Annotated in this window: 18 protein-coding genes; 16 read left to right on the plus strand and 2 right to left on the minus strand. The window is 40.3% G+C overall.

All coding sequences use genetic code 11. The annotated features are described in order from the left end of the window. Nucleotides 1–46 precede the first annotated feature (46 nt). The 3 genes from J5A74_08200 to J5A74_08210 all read left to right on the plus strand — a co-directional run bounded on the left by J5A74_08200 (nt 47) and on the right by J5A74_08210 (nt 4267). The gene (locus J5A74_08200) at nt 47–1105 is read left to right on the plus strand and encodes a hypothetical protein (GenBank protein ID QUI95360.1); all 1059 of its coding nucleotides are present in this window, start codon (nt 47–49) and stop codon (nt 1103–1105) included. Nucleotides 1106–1128: 23 nt separating this feature from the next. After that, the gene (locus J5A74_08205; GenBank protein QUI95361.1) at nt 1129–2898 is read left to right on the plus strand and encodes a hypothetical protein; all 1770 of its coding nucleotides are present in this window, start codon (nt 1129–1131) and stop codon (nt 2896–2898) included. A gap of 157 nt (nt 2899–3055) precedes the next feature. After that, nucleotides 3056–4267, plus strand: coding sequence for an N-acetylmuramoyl-L-alanine amidase family protein (locus J5A74_08210; GenBank protein ID QUI95362.1), 1212 nt, complete (start codon nt 3056–3058; stop codon nt 4265–4267). 57 nt (nt 4268–4324) lie between these two features. Here the strand turns inward: J5A74_08210 and J5A74_08215 are convergent, their stop codons facing one another. Both J5A74_08215 and J5A74_08220 read right to left on the minus strand, forming a co-directional pair. Further along, complete coding sequence (locus J5A74_08215; protein ID QUI95363.1) at nt 4325–5245, minus strand: acylhydrolase; 921 nt, start codon at nt 5243–5245, stop codon at nt 4325–4327. Between the two features lie 35 nt (nt 5246–5280). Then, nucleotides 5281–6741 (minus strand): MBOAT family protein, encoded by a 1461-nt coding sequence (locus tag J5A74_08220; protein ID QUI95364.1) that lies wholly within the window; start codon nt 6739–6741, stop codon nt 5281–5283. A gap of 142 nt (nt 6742–6883) precedes the next feature. Between J5A74_08220 and J5A74_08225 the strand changes: the two genes are divergently transcribed. The 13 genes from J5A74_08225 (at nt 6884) to J5A74_08285 (ending at nt 20204) form a co-directional block, all read left to right on the plus strand. Further along, nucleotides 6884–7264, plus strand: a complete 381-nt coding sequence (locus J5A74_08225; GenBank protein QUI95365.1) for a GntR family transcriptional regulator — start codon at nt 6884–6886, stop codon at nt 7262–7264. A 54-nt stretch (nt 7265–7318) separates the two neighbouring features. Continuing rightward, complete coding sequence (locus J5A74_08230) at nt 7319–7822, plus strand: UvrB/UvrC motif-containing protein (protein ID QUI95366.1); 504 nt, start codon at nt 7319–7321, stop codon at nt 7820–7822. Further along, complete coding sequence (locus J5A74_08235; protein QUI95367.1) at nt 7822–8853, plus strand: ATP--guanido phosphotransferase; 1032 nt, start codon at nt 7822–7824, stop codon at nt 8851–8853. Before J5A74_08230 ends, J5A74_08235 begins: the two co-directional genes overlap by 1 nt. Nucleotides 8854–8865: 12 nt before the next feature. Further along, complete coding sequence (locus tag J5A74_08240) at nt 8866–11346, plus strand: ATP-dependent Clp protease ATP-binding subunit (protein ID QUI95368.1); 2481 nt, start codon at nt 8866–8868, stop codon at nt 11344–11346. Next, nucleotides 11346–11759, plus strand: a complete 414-nt coding sequence (locus J5A74_08245; GenBank protein QUI95369.1) for an endosialidase — start codon at nt 11346–11348, stop codon at nt 11757–11759. The genes J5A74_08240 and J5A74_08245 overlap by 1 nt, the downstream gene beginning before the upstream one ends. Nucleotides 11760–11809: 50 nt before the next feature. Beyond that, a complete protein-coding gene (gene radA, locus J5A74_08250; GenBank protein QUI95370.1) occupies nt 11810–13165 on the plus strand; it encodes a DNA repair protein RadA in 1356 nt (451 codons plus the stop codon). Nucleotides 13166–13182: 17 nt separating this feature from the next. After that, nucleotides 13183–13665 (plus strand): Cys-tRNA(Pro) deacylase, encoded by a 483-nt coding sequence (gene ybaK, locus J5A74_08255; GenBank protein QUI95371.1) that lies wholly within the window; start codon nt 13183–13185, stop codon nt 13663–13665. A 1243-nt stretch (nt 13666–14908) separates the two neighbouring features. Further along, a complete protein-coding gene (locus J5A74_08260; protein QUI95372.1) occupies nt 14909–15577 on the plus strand; it encodes a response regulator transcription factor in 669 nt (222 codons plus the stop codon). Between the two features lie 17 nt (nt 15578–15594). Next, nucleotides 15595–16332, plus strand: coding sequence for a hypothetical protein (locus J5A74_08265; GenBank protein QUI95373.1), 738 nt, complete (start codon nt 15595–15597; stop codon nt 16330–16332). Between the two features lie 16 nt (nt 16333–16348). Next, nucleotides 16349–16732 carry a hypothetical protein gene (locus J5A74_08270; protein QUI95374.1) on the plus strand — a complete coding sequence of 128 codons (384 nt, stop codon included), beginning with the start codon at nt 16349–16351 and terminating at the stop codon, nt 16730–16732. Next, entirely contained in the window at nt 16725–17930 is a 1206-nt protein-coding gene (locus J5A74_08275; protein ID QUI95375.1) for a signal peptidase I, read from the plus strand. The genes J5A74_08270 and J5A74_08275 overlap by 8 nt, the downstream gene beginning before the upstream one ends. Next, nucleotides 17917–19023, plus strand: a complete 1107-nt coding sequence (locus tag J5A74_08280; protein QUI95376.1) for a hypothetical protein — start codon at nt 17917–17919, stop codon at nt 19021–19023. Before J5A74_08275 ends, J5A74_08280 begins: the two co-directional genes overlap by 14 nt. A 125-nt stretch (nt 19024–19148) precedes the next feature. Next, a complete protein-coding gene (locus J5A74_08285) occupies nt 19149–20204 on the plus strand; it encodes a signal peptide protein (protein ID QUI95377.1) in 1056 nt (351 codons plus the stop codon). Nucleotides 20205–20356 lie beyond the last annotated feature (152 nt).

Genomic DNA, 20356 nt, shown 5'->3' on the forward strand with positions numbered 1-20356 from the left:
ATGGTAGAATGTACAGATGTACACAATAGAAAGGTTTAATAAACTTATGAATAAAAAGACATTGCTGTTTGCTGCATTTGCGGCAATGCAGTTGCCAAATATGAATCCATTAAAACAGGTTCAAGCAAGTGAAATTCAACAGTCCAATGTAGTGGATACAAACTTTGAAGATGCATTGACAAGAGAGGGATTTCCAGAAACCTACAAGGTTGCCCTGAGAAAATTGCACAGTCAACATCCCAATTGGATTTTTCGTGCAACGACAACCACGGAAGATTGGAACTTAGCACTAGAACAGGAAAAAGTTCCAGGAAGAAATTTAGTAGAAAGTTCTTCCTCTCGCCTGTGGAAGTCGACTTCAGCAAAAGTTTATGATATTGCCACAGGAAAATGGAAGGGATTTGATTCAAGTCGCTGGGTTCAGGCCTCAGATGAGGTGATTGCCTATCACTTAGATCCAAGAAATTTTTTAAATGAAGAGGACATTTTCCAATTTATTGATCAAGAGTATGTGGATGGAGAACAGAGCATAGAGGGTGTGGAAAAGATTTTAAAGGGCACCTTTATGGAAAATCAAAATGCGGAGACGATGTCCTATGCACAGGCCATTTTTTTGGCAGGTAGAAACAATGGTGTGAATCCCTATTTGCTCGCATCCATGATAGTCAATGAACAGGGAGCAAAGGGAAGTAGCAGTATCATCAGCGGAACAGATGCCGATTACAGGGGAATTTATAATTATTACAATATTGAAGCGTATCAAAAAAATGGAAAAACAGCAGCAAAAAATGGTCTAGCTTGGGCTTCAAAAGAAGATAGCTATGGCAGACCTTGGAATACAAGGGAAAAGGCCATTGCTGGTGGTGCAATGTACTATGCCAATAATTATCTATCCAATGCACAGACAACTTCTTATCTAAAGAAGTTTGATGTTGCGAGTAGCAATCCCTATGTACATCAATATATGACAGCGATTAATGGTGCACTAAAAGAGGGAAGACGCTTAAAGAAGGCATACGAAGATATCTTGGATACAGAGATTACATTTACGATTCCGGTATATGGCAATATGCCAGATCATATAGCAAAATTACCAACAGAGTAAATGATCATTAAAGGAGACAAATAATGAAGAAATTACGCAAAAAAGTAGTCAATGGCTTAGCGATGGGCATTTGTTGTTTGGGTTTATCTGTGACACCAATGTTTACAACAACAGCACATGCTTTGACTGCACGCATCGCATTTTCAGATCCTACGACAAGTGCTGGAGAAGAATTTAAAGTGACAATGAAGGTTATTTCTGTAGATGGTGGTAGCATTGGCGACAATAGTATTGTGATTAAGTATGATACTTCTTATTTGAAGTTTGTAGATGGAACGAATGCCACATCCTATGGAGATGGCACTGTGCGTGTGGCAGGAAAGGTGGGAGATAATCCCTATGAATTTGCCTACACATTGACCTTTAAGGCATTAAAACAGGGTGAAACAAATATTGATGTTAAATCTTGGGGAATTTTAGATAAAGACAATAATGCGGCTTCACTCGATAAGAGAGGTAGCTCAAAGATTACCATCAGTGAAGCTGCTGCGGCAACAACGACAGCAGAAAGCAGTTCGCAAGAAACAACTACGGCACAGGAGACAACTACGGCACAGACAACAGCAGAAACTTCTTCTACAGCAGAAAGTAGTAGTGCTTCACAAAGTAGTGAAACATCAAGTCAAAAGTCCAGTGACGCATCTTCTAGTGCTCAAACCAGTGCAGCAGGTGAAACAAAGGCCTATAGTGATGCCGATGGCATTGTCATTGAAGGAAAAAAATACACCTTGGCAAAAACATTTGATAAGTCTCTGCTTCCAGAAAACTTTGATGAGGCCAAGTATGATTATCATGGAACAACGGTTGCAGCGGGAAAGGAACTCGATGGCAATCTTGTGGTGATGTATTTAAATGCAGAAGATGGCAGTGGAAGTCTTTTCTTCTACAATGAGGCAACGGACACTTGGATGGAAGATTCACCAGTGACTGTTGCGGCAAAGACGGTGACACCCATTCCTCTCGACGAGGGCCTAGCTGTGCCAAAAGGATTTGAAGAGGCAACCCTAGATGTCAATGGCAAGAAGATTAAGGGCTGGGTTTGGGCTACCGATAAGGAGCACAATTATGTGGTTGTCTACGGAATGAATAAGGATGGCAATAAGGACTTTTATCGCTTGGACTTAAAAGAGATGACCATACAGCGTTACTTTGAAGATCCAGCCATTGATGGAAATACCGCAGATTATGTAGATACCTTCCAACAATACAAACAATTGAAGCTAGATTACAAAAAGCGTGGCAATAAATTGCATATTGTAGCAGGTGTAGCTGGCATTGCAATTTTGGGATTTCTCTATCTTGCCTTTAGAGATTTAAAGAGTGGAAAAAAGAAGGTGGCAGATAGAAAGGATACACCAACCGTAAGTGGTGGACCTTCACCAAAGCCAAAGCAAGATACAAAACCTGAGGTTCAGCCTGAAATTAAGCCAGAGGCAAAGGCAGAATTTCACCCAGAGCCAGAAGTAAAAGAGCAGGCACCACAGGTACCAACCTTTGAATTTAATGAGGATGAGTTAAAGGACCTCTATCCAGATACCGATGATGAGGAAAATGCAGATGACTATGCAGAGGAGTATGCAGGAATGGCAGAAAAGCCAGAAGAGATGGAAAAAATTCGTGAATTTGATCCATCTACTGCCAATATCACCGTTGTCTATGATGAGGACGATGACAAGGATATCCCAGAATTGCCAAGTTTGGCCAATGAGATCAACTTGCAGTTGAACAATTCAATGATGTTTAAGGGAAATGGAAAGCGCCGTTCAAAGAAAGTAAAGATTGATAAGAAGTAAGAAATAGAAATATCCTGACGAGTATAAGGCAACTTTGTGACTTGTCAGGATATTTTGTCTTTGTTGTTATGTAAGAATAATTTATGAAATGGTAAGAAAATAGTTATAGACAGAATTGTTTTTTTGTTAAAATTATATCAAAAAAAGGAGGAGTATCATGAGGAAAAAATGTATATTTATTGGTTCACTTGCCGCATTGATGTTGGGAACGACGATGGTATCGAATGCAGCAAGCAGTGCAAATGCAGGACAGTGGAAGAAAGCATTGATTGGATGGCTATATACCCATGCAGATGGCAAAGAAGCCAAGAATGAGTGGGTAAAAGTAGGACAAAAGTGGTATCATTTTGACAAAGATGGTGTGATGAACACAGGGTGGTATCAGGATTTGGGCGATCAATGGTATTATCTGGATCCAGACAATGGAGATATGAAGACACAGCCAGTGACGATCAATGGTGTTCGATATGAATTTAATGCTGATGGTTCATGGAAGCACAAGAGAGCGGCTTGGGTAAAATCGGGAAGTCGCTGGTGGTATCGCCACAGTGATGGTTCCTACACAAGAAATAACTGGGAAAAGATCGATCAAAAGTGGTACTATTTTGATGGGGACGGCTGGATGAAGGAAGGTTGGATTCAGCAACCAAATGGAAGATGGTATTACTTAAATCCGGGCAGTGGAGATATGAGAATAGAACCACTGACACAAAATGGAAAGACCTATTACTTTGATCGAGACCTTGGATTTTGGATCGTAGGTGATATCCAAAGTGGAAAGAAGTCCAATCAGCGTCCAACAAAACAAGAATTTATTCAGGCGATGAATAGAACAAAGGCATTTTCTTCTCCACATGTCGACCCAGACATTGACCCGTCAAAGGCATTGTTTGTCTATAGTGGAAAGACACTGGCTCAGATCAATTCGGAAGCAGAGCTTTCGGCCATTATTGACAAAGTGAATGCAGGTCAAATGGATGTAACGGAAGGAAGATGGAAAGTTGAGAGAATGACGGGGAATGACAAGTCAGAGATTCGATCATTTTCTTATGAAAAATCAGAGCCTCATTACCTCTATGAAGATCAACATCTAGATATTGAAAATATGTCAGAGGCAAAGACAAGCTTTCGCATGGTTTCTGACTTTTTGGGCGTAAATTATACGCCGGATCTTAAGGATGTGGTCTTGATTGACTCCAATTATGATACCCATCTTGGACAGGAACTCTTTGTTGTCAAGAGATTTTCAAATGGTCAAATTAAGATTGGTTGTATTTACACTGTAAATATGTATGGAACTCAAGTCAACAGAGGATGGTACACACTGGCTCAGATCAAGGATCTTTTGAGCAAGGTGAAGGGAAATTAATCAAAAGGGAGAGCCTTCAAGTAGTTTCACTTGGAGGCTCTCCTTTTTGTAGGTAATTTATTTTTGAATGCCCTTTGTCTTTAGCCATTCTGCCCATGTTTTATAATATTTTCCATGGATATGCGTATCATCAGAGGTCATTTTTGGATTGAGTGCACCGTGCTCGTCATCAAAGAGAACATTGGCATCAAGATAGAAGATATTGGTGTTGTTGGCAAACTTTTTTAATATCTCATTGAGTTCGTTGATCCTCTTGTTATTGACATCCTTGTCACTGGCACTGCGAGATTTGGTGACATGGAGATTCGCTTGGACAAAGATAATTGCCCCTGGTTGGTATTTTTGAACAGTTTGGATGACTTGGGTGGCATGGGATTCAATGACATTCATTGGAAATCCCAATTCATTGATGCCTAGCATAATATAAATTTTTCCAAACTTTTTCGTTGCCAATAAATTTTCCAATGTCGATTTTGTAGTTTTGTCAATGGAAAGTGTCTTTTTAAAGGCATCCTTAAAATCAAGCCCAGCACTGCAAAAATAAGTTGTATTGTTGAGTCCAGAAAACATACGGATACCATCTGTTCGAGAATCTCCGATAAAGAGAGCATCGGAGAAATAGTCATCTGTGACAGTGACAAAATTGGCCTTGGCAGGTGCAGCTGCAGTGGTGGCTGCAGTGGTTGCTAGGCTTTCTGCAGCAGAACTGGACTCAGCGGCCACAGTCGTAGTGCTCGCATTTTTTGCAGCTGTAGTGCTTACACTTGTCTGTGCAGGAGAGCTTTCTGATACAGGATTGGAAGAAACTGACGCAGTTTCCTTTGTCACAGAATCCTCTGTTTCTTTGTTATTATCATGGAATGCCTCCACAATGAAGGTGTTACTTTTTAGAATTTGTGGCAGTACAAATGGATAGCAAATCAATGTTGCTATTCCTATAGCAATCAAAAATTGCTTTCTGTGATTATCTTTTTTCATAATGAAATCCCTTAAAACATCCCTTCGTCAAAGTTTTAGAAGCCACCATAGGCAAATGTATCATTAAGTCCCATATAGATAGAGTATACACTAAATAAGAAGATAAAAATCAAGAAAATATGTCCAAAGAGAGTATCCTTAATCTTTTTGTATACAATAAATGGTATTTTAGTTGAAAATAAAACGCATAAAAGCAATAACAATATCCAATATGGAGTCACATAGCTTGCAAAATCTTTACCAGAGGCAGATCCGACCTTTCCGAGAAATGGAAATAGTTTTTTAAAGAAGATTCCCATAGAAGGAAGATCTGTGATAGAGAAAAATACCCAGTTGATGGGAATTAAAATAATCATATAGATATGTCCCAGGACTGGAAAAGCTCGGAGAATATCGCCGAGAAAGGCTCGTTCAATTGCCATACAGGCAAATAAAAATAGTCCCCAGAGAATAAAATTGAAGTTTGCTCCATGCCAAATGGCGGTAAACATCCAGACAATGAACATATTGCGGTAGGTTAAAAATGTTCCATTTTTACTTCCACCAAGGGGAATATAAATATAATTTTTAAACCAATTTCCAAGTGTAATATGCCAGCGTCTCCAAAACTCTTGCATAGTCAAAGAGATATAGGGATGATTAAAGTTTTCTGGGATGCTGATGCCAAGGATAATACCAAGCCCCACAGCCATAAGAGAGTAGCCAAGCCAGTCAAAATAAAGATAAAAGCTTTGTCCTGCAATAGCTAACCAAGCCAGTGGTGTGCTGATGGCATCATAGCCAAAATTACCTGCATTGGTCCACAGATGATGTACACGATTGGCAAGTAAGACCTTGATCCCCAGACCAAAGATAAACATCTTCAATCCTTCAGAGAGCATAGGCATTGAAAAACCACGCCTGCGAATTTGTTCGCGAACATTTTCGTAGTTCATGATCGGACCTTGTGTCAATTGAGGGAACATACTCATATAGGAGCCAAATTTAATTAAACTGTTGGCTGGACGAGTTTCTTTTCTATAAATGTCAACAAGGTAGGCGATGGACTGAAAAATATAAAAGCTCATTCCCATCGGTACGGCAATGTGAAAGGCTGGAAGATCCATAGTCTCTGCAGAAAAATGGAAGATCAAACCGATGCATCGCAAAATAAAGGAAGTATACTTAAAAAAGATTAAGATGACCGCATTGACAACGACGCCAATGTGCAGTAGTTTCTTTTGGTTTTTCCCTTCATTGTGAAAAATAAGCATTCCGAAAATAAAATTAAATAAAATAATTGCCAAAAAGAGCAATACATAGACTGGAATGAGTCTTAAAAAGTTGGCTTGTTTCTCTACAGGTAAACTGCGAGCTGTTTGAGCGAGTCCCACTCCATAAAAAAGGATGCTGGAGACAAAGATCAAAAGATTTCGCCTTGTAGAGGGGAGCAAGCGATAAATGCCAAGGAAAATTGGCAAAAAGATAAAGATAAATTCCAAGCTGCTAAAAATCATAACTTTCCCCCTGTGTTTAGTCTAATCGCAGCTTTATTATAACAAAAACAAGTAATTTTATCTACATTAGATTGATTGTATTTGTGTAATGTGTTACACTATGAATATAACAAATGTAATTATGTGGTGAGGGGGTGATTTTATGGAACTATTTATTGATTTTAAAAGTGACGAGGCCATCTATGTGCAGCTTTGCAATCAGATTATTATGAGCATTGCGACAGAAAGGATTAAGGAGGGGGATTCCCTCCCTTCAGTTCGTCAACTTGCTGATACAGTGGGAATTAATATGCACACAGTCAATAAGGCATATAGCATTTTAAAGCAGGAAGGTTTTATTAAATTGGATAGAAGAAAAGGTGCAGTCATCAATGTCGATGTCGATAAGATGCGTGTACTTCGCCATATGGAAAAGGAGTTTTCTGTTGTGATTGCGAGAGGAATTTGTAATGGTGTCAGCCGAGAAGATGCACATGAAATTGTAGATAAACTCTATAACCAATATTTTTCACATGAAATTTAGCAATATTGCAGTATAATAATAGGTGGGAATACAAGAAGAAAGGGACGACAGATTATGTTGTGTGAAAGATGTAAGGTACGAGAAGCAAATATCCAATACACAGAAATTATTGATGGAGTCAAAAAGGAACATCATTTTTGCTCGCAGTGTGCAAAGGATATGGATCAATATTCCTCCCTGTTTGAAGGAGATTTTTCATTAAAAAAATTGTTGACAGGACTATTTAGTCAGGCAGCCGATGAGGTGGGCAAGGAGTATGGACTCGTTGTTTGCCCAACTTGTCATACAAGTTATGATGAGTTTTTGGAGCAATCAACCTTTGGTTGCAAGGATTGCTATAATACTTTTGGCATTTTAATGGAAGAAAGCGTAAAGCAATTGCAGGGAGCGAAGGAGCACAAGGGAAAAGTGCCAAAAATAAAGAAAAAAGCAATGGTGGAAAAGACGGAAGTGGAAAGCTTAAAGGAGCAGTTGCAGGCCGCACTGGAAATTGAAGATTATGAGACAGCAGCAGCTTGTCGAGATGAGATTCGCCGATTGACAGGAGGAATGAGCTGATGTGGTTTGATCAAATTGCGTTGAGTGCAGAAAATAATATTGTCAGCAGTAGAGTGCGCATTGTGCGAAATTTTGACAACTATCTTTTTCCAGCAAAATTAGGGCGAGAAGATGCCAAAGAGATTGTGAAAATGTCAATGGATGAGCTTGGTGACCTTGGAAAAGATGGTGTTCTTTTAAAGAAATATTTGCATCAAATGTCGGATGTTCAAAGAATTGCGTTGCGAGAAAGAAGGGTGATTAATTCCACAGCAGCAAAAAAAAGGGATGCTATTGGGTTATTGTTGAGTGAAAACGAAGCCCTCAGTGTGGTGATCAATGGCGATGACCACATTCGTCTGCAGATGGTCGGCTGTGGAATTTGTTTAAATCAACTTTGGGAAAGAGTCAATGAGATTGATGATCAAATCAATGAGCGCTTTCCCTATGCATTTGACGAAAAGTATGGCTATATGACCTCATATTTGACCAATATGGGGACGGGATTAAAGGCAAATATTATTTTGCATTTGCCAGTGTTGGCAAGAAATAGAGGGATTGATAAACTGGTCAATAGCTTGAGTCGATTTGGCGTGACGGTGCGAAGTGTCTATACAGCCAATGGTGAGAGTATAGGAAGCTTTTTTGATGTGAGCAATACAAAGACACTTGGGCAAAGCGAAAAAGAAATTATTGATCAGATTAAGCGTGTGGCTTTGAGGCTCAATACGCATGAGATGGAGGCAAGAAAAAAAGAGCTAGAGGAGCATTCGATTGATGTGTCTGATCGGGTATATCGCTCTTATGGAATACTAAAGTACGCAAGGAAATTAAGTCTAAAGGATGCCTTGACCCATTTGAGTGTGGTGATGCGAGGAGCGAGTGACCATATTTTGATTGGAAGTCATTTGGAGTCACTCTATGCCTTGACCATTAAAATTCAGCCAGCCAATATTTTAGAGAGAGCAGATGGGAACTTGGGCAAGGAAGAAGTGGACATTGCGAGGGCAGACTATGTCCGTGAGTACCTAGATCGTATAATGTGTGAGTAGTGGAGGAAATAGATGGCAGATAGATATACAAGTCAAGCGAGAAGAGCAATCGAGTTGGCTGTGGAGGCAACAAGGGAATTGAGGCATGGCTATGTGGGAACAGAGCATCTTCTCCTTGGTTTGCTTCGAGAGGGAAATGGAGTTGCAGCAAGAGTGCTAGAAAGTCATGATGTGACAGAAGAAAAGATCGTAGAGCTCATTGATAAGTTGCTCAGCACTTCAGCTTTTGTGGCAGTGGATGATGATATGGAATATTCTCCAGTAGCTGCTCGTGTACTTGAGGCGGCAGATCAGGAGTCTAGGCGCTATAAGTCAAAATTAGTGGGAACAGAGCATATTTTAATTGCAATTTTAAAGAGCGAAAATTGTATCGCAAGTCGATTGCTCAGAACGCTCAGTGTAAATGTCCAAAAGATCTATATTGATATTTTAAATACAATGGGACAGGAGACAAATGCTGTAAAGGGAGAGCTCTATTCTGAGGAAAAAAGTGAGGGCAATACGCCGACACTAGATCGCTATTCCCGAGACTTGACACAATTGGCAAGAGAGGGAAAACTGGATCCAGTCATTGGAAGAGACAATGAAATGAAAAGAGTGATGCAGATTTTGAGCAGGCGAACAAAGAATAACCCTGTCTTAATCGGAGAACCAGGTGTGGGAAAGACCGCCGTGGTCGAAGGCCTTGCTCAACTGATTGTTCAAAAAAATGTTCCAGAGACATTGTTAGATAAGCGATTGGTGACTTTGGATTTGTCAGGAATGATTGCTGGATCAAAGTACAGGGGAGAATTTGAAGAGAGAATTAAAAATGTCATCAATGAGGTAATCCAGGCAGAAGATGTCTTATTATTTATTGATGAAATTCATACGATTATTGGTGCAGGAAGTGCAGAAGGCTCAATGGATGCGTCAAACATCTTAAAGCCGTCTTTAGCTAGGGGGGAGTTGCAGCTCATTGGTGCAACCACTATTGAGGAATATAGAAAACATATTGAAAAAGATGCGGCCCTAGAGCGAAGGTTTCAGCCAATCACGGTAGAAGAGCCGAGTGAGGAGGAGTCCTATGAAATTTTGAGGGGATTGCGCTCAAAGTATGAGGAGCATCATCATTTGACCATCACGGATGATGCCCTAAAGGCCGCAGTATCCCTTTCGACAAGGTACATTTCGGATCGTTTTTTGCCAGATAAAGCCATTGATTTGATTGATGAGGCGGCTTCTCGTGTTCGTTTAAAGGACTTTGCTGAGCCAGAGGAGATTCAGAGTTTAGAAAAGGAAATTTCTCGATTGGAAATCCAAAAGGAAACTGCGATTCGGGCAGAGGCCTACGAAAGGGCAGCACAAATTAAGAAGAAGCAGGAGAAAAAGAAGGGTAAGATTGAAGCCATTAGGCAAAAGTGGCAAAAGGAGAGGGAAAGCAAGAAATTAGTCGTTGAGGAAGGAAATATTGCCGATGTTGTTGCAATTTGGACAAAGATTCCTGTAAAGAAATTGACTGAGGGAGAGAGCGAAAGGTTAAGAAAGCTTGAAGAGGTGCTTCACCAGAGAGTCATTGGTCAGGATGAGGCAGTGACTGCGGTTGCTAAGGCCATTCGAAGAGGGCGAGTGGGGCTAAAAGATCCAAAAAGACCGATTGGCTCATTTCTGTTCTTGGGACCTACAGGTGTGGGAAAGACAGAGCTATCAAAGGCATTGGCTGAGGCAATATTTGGAACAGAGAATGCCTTAATTCGTGTCGATATGAGCGAATATATGGAGAAGCATTCGGTTTCAAAGATGGTTGGTTCTCCTCCAGGCTATGTCGGATATGAAGAAGGGGGACAACTTTCTGAGAAGGTTCGAAGAAATCCGTATTCTGTGATTTTATTTGATGAAATTGAAAAGGCACATCCTGATGTCTTTAATATCCTATTGCAGGTTCTTGACGATGGTCATATCACAGATGCACAGGGAAGAAAAATTAGCTTTAAAAACACCATTATCATTATGACCAGCAATGCGGGGGCAGAGCGCATTATTGCTCCAAAACTTTTGGGATTTGCTTCAACAAGTGATGTCAAAGTAGACCATCAACATATGCAAGAAAATGTGATGCAAGAAGTGAGACAATTATTTAAGCCAGAGTTTTTGAATCGAATTGATGAAACAATTGTATTTCATCAGTTGACAAAAGCAAATTTGACCTCGATAATAGACATAGTTTTGGAAGAAATCAACAAGCGAACCAAAGAACATATGGGCTTAGTCTTGGAGGTGACTGATGAGGCCAAAGCCTATCTTGTCGATGTTGGTTATGATAAGAAATATGGAGCAAGACCACTAAAGAGAGCACTGCAAAATCAGCTTGAAGATAAGATTGCAGAAGCCATTTTGGATGGAGAGGTCAAGGAAAATAGTACTGTTTTAGTCGATGTTGACAGTGAGGGGCAGCGAAAGATTTTACTCAAGACACTCAAAAGAGCAAAGAAAAATACCAAGGAGGTAAAGTGATGGCAGTAGTAAAAGAACTCATTCGCAAGGAAGCAGATGGAAAGTTGAGCTTTGGAGACTTTACATTGAGCGAAAAGAAGAAAGTATCTGATTTTGAGGCATTTGGAGACCGCTATAAGGTAAAGACATTTAAGGAAATTACAAAATTGGAGAAGAATGAGCTGTTTTCATATGAGTCAATACCGGGGACAGCCGTACATTCGTATGCGGTGACAGAAGATGGTGCGACATTTTCCGTGGAAGGAAAAGAGGACGCACAGATCACACTTGGATTGCAAGAGGATACTGTCTATGAGGTATTTGTCAATGGTGAGGCCATTGGTGGAATGAAGACCAATATGAGTGGGAAATTGGTTGTCAGTGTTGAGCTTGATGGCGATAAACCAGCAGAAGTTAAAGTTGTAAAGAGATAATAAAACAAAGAGTCGGGGCTATCCCGGCTCTTGTTGTTCAAGAGGAAGTTATGGCAAAGTCAAAGACAAGTATATTTTTTTGCAAGGAATGTGGCAATGAGACATCCAAGTGGAGTGGACAGTGTCCAGCATGTAAGGCATGGAATACCTTAGTGGAAGAGCCTGTGACGAAAATGGCGAAAACATCAAGTGCAATGGGAATGTTTCGCGAGCCAGTAAAATTAGAAGAAATTGTGCTTGAGAATGAGAGCCGAATGGAGACAGGATTTGGTGAGCTTGACCGAGTTCTCGGCGGTGGCATTGTGCCAGGTTCACTAGTACTTGTAGGTGGTGATCCAGGCATTGGAAAGTCAACATTATTATTGCAAGTGTGTAGAAATTTAGCAATTGGTCAAAAAAAAGTGCTCTATATCTCGGGTGAGGAGAGTCTTGGACAGATTAAGATGCGTGCTGAGCGAATTGGAAAGGTAGAAGGCGAGTTAAAGTTTTTGTGTGAGACGAATTTGGGTCTGATTGATCGTGTCATTGAAAGTGAAAAGCCCGATGTAGTGGTTATTGATTCTATACAGACGATGGTCAATGAGGATGTGACATCGGCCGCAGGCAGCGTGTCCCAGGTCAGAGAATCGACAAATGTATTGATGCATATTGCCAAGGGGAGAGGAATTGCCATTTTTATTGTCGGACATGTGACAAAGGAAGGACAGGTAGCAGGACCAAGAGTATTAGAGCATATGGTGGATACCGTCCTTTACTTTGAGGGTGAACGCTCAGCTAGTTATCGAATTTTGCGTGGGGTAAAGAATCGTTTTGGATCGACGAATGAGATTGGTGTGTTTGAGATGTTACCTCAAGGTCTTGGAGAGGTGATTAACCCCTCAGAATATTTGCTTTCTGGGAGACCAGAAGGGGCATCGGGAGCCGCAGTGGCGTGTCTGATGGAAGGAACAAGGCCGATTTTATTGGAAGTACAGGCTCTGGTTACGGAAACAGCCTTTGGACTGCCAAGAAGAACAGCCGTGGGCACAGATGTCAATCGAGTGAATCTTTTGATGGCCGTGATTGAAAAGCGCTGTCGCATAATGATGAATCGCTATGATGCCTATATCAATATTGCAGGTGGACTTAGAGTGGCTGAGCCAGCACTGGATTTAGCTATTGTGCTTGCTTTGATTTCAAGTGTAAAGGATAGAGCACTTGATGATTCAATGGTTGTCTTTGGTGAAGTAGGACTTGCAGGGGAGGTTCGAAGTGTTGCAATGGCAGAGTATCGAGTCAGAGAAGCTGAAAAATTAGGATTTTCTCGCTGCATTTTGCCAAAGGTCTGCTTGGATAAACTAAATTATCGAGGAAAAATGGAAATCGTTGGCGTTCGAAGTATTCAAGATGCGATTAACTTATTATAGAGGGTAGGGAGGTAAAAATGGAAGAAAAAACCAATGTAATGCGTATTTTGGAGCAAAAAAAGATAAAATACACACCACATTCTTATGTGAATACCGATGCAGTGAGTGGGGTGGAAGTAGCGACTGTCCTGGGGCAGAATCAAAATCAAGTATTTAAGACTTTAGTGACCGTGGGAAAGAGTAAAACAAACTATGTCTTTGTCATTCCAGTGGCTGAGGAATTGGATTTAAAAAAAGCAGCAAAAGTTGTGGGAGAAAAATCCATTGAAATGATTAAGTCAAAGGAGCTGTTGCCACTGACGGGATATATTCATGGTGGCTGTTCTCCTATTGGAATGAAGAAGAATTTTCGCACGGTGATTGATGAAAGTGCGAGAGCATTTGATAGTATTATTTTTAGTGCAGGAAAGATTGGCTATCAAGTGCAGGTCAATCCAGAAGATTTAAAAAAAATAATTCGCTATGAATTTGCAGATATCACAATAAGCAACAATGTGTAACAGAGATGAAAATGTGCCTATTTTGGTAGTTTTTATCCATAAGAGACGATATGTAACTTTCATAAAAACCAGTTTTTAAATTCTTTATAGTAAAAAAAGAATCTAAAAAAGGGCTGGACTTTGAAAAAAAGTTGTGCTACCATTTGGGCAACGAAACGAATAGTGAATAGTCATAAGAGTTGCCTAAATATTCAGAGGAAGATATTATCATCCATCTTAAATTTTAAGTTGTTCTGACCTTTGTGAGAATATGGCCATTGAGACTGTGGAACATTCCATAGTATTCGATAGGAGTATATTATTTCACACAGAGGTCAGTTTTTTTTGTGTCTCTGTGTGAGTATGAAAGTGTATAAAAATTTTATTTTCAAGAGAACAGGGAAAGGAGACACAAATGGGCGGAAAATATTGTGGTTACGGGTATCCCCCGTAACTTTGAGCCGAAGTTTACAAAAAATCAAATGGTGTGATGCGACGAACCAAGCGTAAGTTGCCAAAGATACTTGGTCTGCTGGGAGCTATTTGGAGAATATACTGTGTTAAATCAAAATTTCACATACAGGGATATCAATTTATGCCTATTTCTAGATCATAAGACTTTTGTAGTGGCACATAGAGGGTGCAGGGTGATAGAAGTGGTTCTTCGTTATGTGATCTTGTTTAACTTTATAGTGGCAAAAGATGGGTCACTAAGGAAATAGGAAACCACAGAATCGATCAAACTGTGTGAGTGCCTCGGAGTAGAGATGCGTCTCTATGTTGAAAGGGGCAAGAAGTGGAGATTCAAACTGAACATATGGAGGAGACAATAGCAGACTTGTGTGGGAGATGAGGAGCTACTCTGTTGAAAGTATGGGAAGAATGAATTGAGGGTTTATGTACACAGTGTCATTGTTTATTAACTGCGGAGCAAAGAAAAATTAAACCAAACAGGGAATTTTCTCGATGCTGGGAGAGAGAAAAACTGCCTTGTATAGCGGAAAAAACAGATAGAGGTCACTGCATTGTATAGAAAATGTAGTGACCTTTTTATTTATTTTTATCTATGTAGTACTTCACATCTCCTTAAGAATAGTGTATGATAACGGTATCGACAAGAGCTTGATTGTCGGAGTGAATATAGGAGGAGATGAGAGAATGCGTGGAAGATAGGAGTGAGTTTGAAGGGCTGTTGAGCCCTTATTTGTGGTACGAAAATGTTAGAGAGACTGTGAAGTTGTGAGAAAGGGAGAGTATAAGGAAGATGGTTTTGATCTTGGATAGTGACACCCTAGAAGGATTAGGGCTGGAGTTTACCATCCATAAATATCAACCAGAGGAAGAAGTCACACAAGTGAGGACCGTGGCACAGGCAAATGAGAGAGTAGCGAGTGTTGGAATTGAAGCAATTAGTTTAATTGTTGTAGACATTCATCTGGATGATGAAGATGTATTGGATTTTGTTGAGGACATAAGGAAAGCAAAGTACAAAGGAAAAGTGCTTGCAGTGACTAGCTTAAGAAGCTCTGCACAATTTAAGAGGGCAATGAATTTAAATATTGATGCCTATATTCTAAAGGATGATTTTCTGGAAGAAATGAAGCTTGCTTGGCAAAAGATAGAAAATGGGCAGAAGTATTATTCAAGTGATCTTGTCGGAGAAATTAGTGGGATGGAAGAAGAAGAGGTGATTCTCAGTCGGTTTACAAGGCGTGAGCTGGAGGTACTATATCGAATTGGAGCTGGTGATGAAAATGAAGCTGTAGCTAAAAATTGTCATATTAGTGATGGGACAGTAAAAAAGCATATGAGTAATATCAGCAACAAAGTTGATTGTGGAAGACGTCAACTTGTGATTTTTGCTTATCGAAATCAACAAAGAATTGCAGATAAACTCAAAATAGGACCCCAAAAAAGGGTCAGAATACAATAATTGAGGGGTGTATAGAAGTGAGAAGAAGAAAAAGAGGTTATAAAAAATTAGTGATTGCAGGACTGATGGTGGCTGCACTTGGATTTTCAGGTGCAACTTATGCTGGCTGGTTGAGCGAGCAGCATATCGCCATGGGAATGGGAACCGATGTTTTTGATGCTATCTTTAAGGGAAGTGAAGAGGACTATAAGGTTGAACTTTCCGATGGCACGGATGTAGAGGGATTGGAGACTTCAATTAAGGCAAACTTTACAGATGATAAGACATTGTCTTTGACATTTGAAAAGGGATTGCCAAAGGAGATTTTGACTTCTGGAAAGTACTTAAAGATTTCTTATCCAATCGATTCAAAGGACACAGACAAGAAGTTGATTGCAAAGGAAAAGGCTGCAGATTTTACAAAGCCAACAGCAGTGGCAAAGGCTGAGTCCTATCGCTCATTGTTGAGCTACAATGGATCGGTGTATGAGCTTGCAGATAAGGCAGAGGAGTTTGTTGTTCCTGTTGAGTTTAATACCTACTCCGCAGTGGAAAGAAATGATAAGGACCAGTTGATTGGTGTGATCTATGTGGCACCTACACAGGAGACATTGGATGCAATGAATGCGGTTCCAACAACATTTGAGATTAGTCAGGCGGATTTAGATGGTCTTCAGACTGTTGACAATGTGACAGCAGATGGAGATGGCATTATGGTCCAGTATCAGACAACATTTGACTTGATGGTTGATCAAAATAAGGCAGACAATAAATAGGAGTAGGGGGCATATTATGCGCAAGAAAGTATTAGGATTAGTTGCAGGTTTGGGATTGAGTGTTTTGGCAAGTGGAGTGAGTTTCGCTTATTGGACGGATCACTTAAAAGTAAATGTCGATGTACCAATCTTTTATCAGGCTGATATTAGTATTAAGGCAACAGAAGAAACAACAGCTGAGGAAAGTACAGAGGCAACAGAAAATACAGCTACAGTGGAGAGTTCAGAAACTACAGAAGGTGCACAAACTGGTGATTCAAGTGGTGAGAGTGCTGTCACAGCAGAGGCTTCCATTGAAAGTGGATCTGAGGATGGTGCTACAGAAAAATCAGAAGTAAAGACAGAGGCCAAGGCAGAAGTAGACAGTGGAGCCGAGAGTGCTCAAGAGGTCAATGAGTAAGGCGAAATATCCACGATATCGTCTATATACAGTGCTTCTTTTAATTGCCTATCTTCTTCCAGCTATTCCGCCAGTTAAGGCATATTTTGTTGGATTGGAGTTGTTTTTGTCACTCTATTGGGTGGCATTGACAGTGATTGTTTGGCGAGTGTTGCCAGGGATTTTATCTCCTGGCAATGTCCGCACACGAACGGAGATGTGTGAGGCAGGATTTGCGGGAGCATTTATTATCGTTGCACTTTACTATCTGGTTGGTGTAATATTCAAACAATTAAAAGGTTCTCCCTATGACAATTCGCCCGTGGGATTTTTGAGGAATGTGTTGACTCTATTTCCCCCAATTGTTGCCAGGGAGAGTATCCGTGCCTATGGAATGGCGACCATATGGAAGTATGCGAAGAAGAAACGCCAATTTTTCACCATTATTTTTTTGCTTATCCTTGCGATTGGAATGGCAAATTTTCCAAAGCTCAAGCAATTGACAAGTAACAAGGATATTTTTATCTATGTGGCCAAGGATGTTTTGCCCATTATTGCGGACAATGCACTTTGTTGTGTGCTTGTACTTTGGGGTGGAAAATGGGCTGGAATTTTTTATGCTGCCCTTGTGGCAGCATTTTGGCGATTTTTTCCATTTTTGCCAGATATCTCTTGGTTTGCCTATGCCGTCATTGGTGTGGCCTTCCCATGTATATGTGCGACATTTATGTATGGGCGTGGGGAGAACAGTGGAAAAAAGAAACTCCAAGAAGTTGTGGACATTTCGTGGAAAGATTTTGTGGGACTGGGACTTATTGTCTTGATGGCGTGGTTTTGGGTTGGTGTCTTTCCTGTTCGACCGCTGGTTATTTTGACAGGAAGTATGGAGCCAAAGATTATGCCAGGTGATGTTGTTCTCATTGAGAAGATGCAAAAAGAAGAAGATATTCAGAAACTGTCTGAGGGAGATATTATCAATTTTGACCGAGATGATAAGATTAACATTACACATCGAATTAAGAAGGTAAAAATTGATGAAAATGGCAATCGCACATTTATAACCAAGGGAGATAATAATAAATCAGAGGATTCTCAGGAAGTGGATCCAAATGATATTAGGGGAATTGTCCACCATTGGATACCCAAAATTGGATTGCCAATGCTTATGTTAAAAGCAAAAAATGATGTACCAGAGGGAGTTGTTGATGAACAAAAGTGATACTGAAAAGGGGAATAAAGTAGTAAAGAAAGAGCCAGCACAAAAGAAAACAACGCAAAAAAGGCCAATGGGCAATCGGTCACGCGTTGCCCTGTTACTTGTCAGTCTAGTGGCAGTGATTGGCGGACTGATCGTGGCTGGTGTCGGAACGAAGACAAAGAAAGTAAAACAAGAATCGAATGTATTTACTTATCAAGTGAACACGACATCATCCTATCAGGTTGTGCTAAAGAATAATAGCATCTATGATACACCAACGCTTGAAGAGGGAAGAGTGTACTCAGATGCACTGACAGATCACATTGCAGTTCAATTAAAGTCAGAACTTGTGGGCGATCAGGCGGCCACATTGCATGTGGATTATGATATCAATGCAGAATTGGATGGATTTTTTAACAATGATCCAACAAAGAAAGTCTATTCAAAGGTACAAAATTTAAAGCATGTTTCTACAGAGCCAACACAGGATGGCAGGGCAACGGTAGAAGAAAGCGTGGATGTCAGTCCTGATTTATTTGCTAGTTTTGTCACAGAGGCAGAAAAGGAGTTGGGCTCTACGACAAGCAAGAGCATGAGCCTTGTGCTTAGTGGCAAGTATTATATTGATGTCAATGGGCAACAGCAGACAAAGGATTTTACCTATACTCTGCCAATGCCAATTCGTGGTGCCAACAAATTGTATACTGTCGATAAGCCAGATGCAGCAGCAGATAGTGGAAGTATTACGAATTCTACATTGGTCAAGGAGAGACCAAACCAGAAGCTGACTCCAGTGGGTGTCGTTCTTTTGGTTATTGGACTTGGCATGGGAGTGAGTGTCCTTGTCTTGACCAAGGCACCAGATGAGAGAGAGGCCATTGGCCTAGCACAAAAAGAAGTTGTACGCAAGCAGAGAAGTCATTTAGTGAATGTTAGAGAGCTACCTGATTTTTCTGGTCGCATGTTGGTTCAAATCAATGACATTGAAGATATGATTTCATTGTCTGAGGAGATGGGCTCACCAATTCTTTGTGCTCTAGATGAGAATGATGTTCCCAAAGATGGTAAATTCTTAATTTTATCTGATACTACAGCATACTTTCTTAAGAATTAGTAAACGAAAAAGGTAGTAAAGATACACCAAGTAGTACTAGAAATTAAGAAATTATTATGATAGAGTATAGGTGTTTGCGAAAACAAAGTTTGTAAAGTTTATAAGTTTATAGGAGGCAATGCAAAATGAGAAAAACAAACAGAAAGATGATTCTTGGTGGTATTCTTGCCGCAACAATGATTCTTGGTGGAACAGGTTACGCTTACTGGACAGACACATTAAAGGTAACTGCAACAGCAACAACAGGTGATCTTGATATGACTTTCGCTGATATGGGTCTTTATGCTCAGTACAGAGATGAGGGTCCTTCAGGAACATGGTCAATCGTTGATGGCGTTAGTGGTGCAGGCAACAGAGGTTGGGCATCAAGTGAGTTCTTTAGAAGAGCAAACATCAGCTACAATACAATCGCTATTGACGGTTCAGTTGACAGATACTACAGAGATGCACAGAAGTACAACAATGTAAAGTTTGATGCAAAGTATGCTGATCCTTCAGGTATCAAGAAGACTGTTGGACCATATATTAAGGGAACAACTCAGGGTAGTGATGAGATTCAGCTTGATATCCAGAATATGTACCCAGGATATGCTCAGACATTCCGTACAGATGTTCTTAATGTAGGTACACTTGCTGCAAAGCTTAGCAATGTTACATTTGATGTTTCAGCTGACAATGATACAGCAGAGAACATGATCGGTATTGCTGTATACTCATGGCAGGAGGATTCACCAAAGGTTGCTGATGGATCAGATGTATTTAAGCTTGTAAAGAGCCTTAACCTTGACCCTAGCCAGTACTTCACAGTTGGTGGTGTTGACTTCGTAAGATTGTCAGCATTGAAGAACATTGACCAGAATGTGATCAAGAACGCAATCACAAATGGCGAAGTTTTGACAAGCCCAGCAACATCAAACAGATTGGACATCTTTGTTGGCGTAGCTATGGATCCAGATGCTGAGGGTGTTTACACAACAGGTAGCGTTAACAACATGAAGGAGAACGACGATTCATTGTCACAGGACAAGAATGCTAAGGTTACAATCAACTTCCTCTGGGATCAGTTCAATGCTGGTAAAGAAGTAAATACTACAAACATTCTTCAGAGACAGAATGCAGACAAGAATGCAGCTCCAGCTACAACAGCAGCTCCAGCTACAGCAGCTGTAAAGGGCGCATAATCACCTAATGGTTATTCCTTGCATTAAGTGTGAAAAAGCAGTTTTATAATATAACAGCCATTCATCCCATGGTCTTTAGACCATGGGATGAATGGCGTTTACAACATATATATTTTACTTAAATGATAGTATTTAAGTAAAATATATACTAT

The sequence above is a fragment of the Lachnospiraceae bacterium oral taxon 096 genome (genome assembly GCA_018141845.1).
Taxonomy (GTDB): Bacteria; Bacillota; Clostridia; order Lachnospirales; family Lachnospiraceae; genus F0428.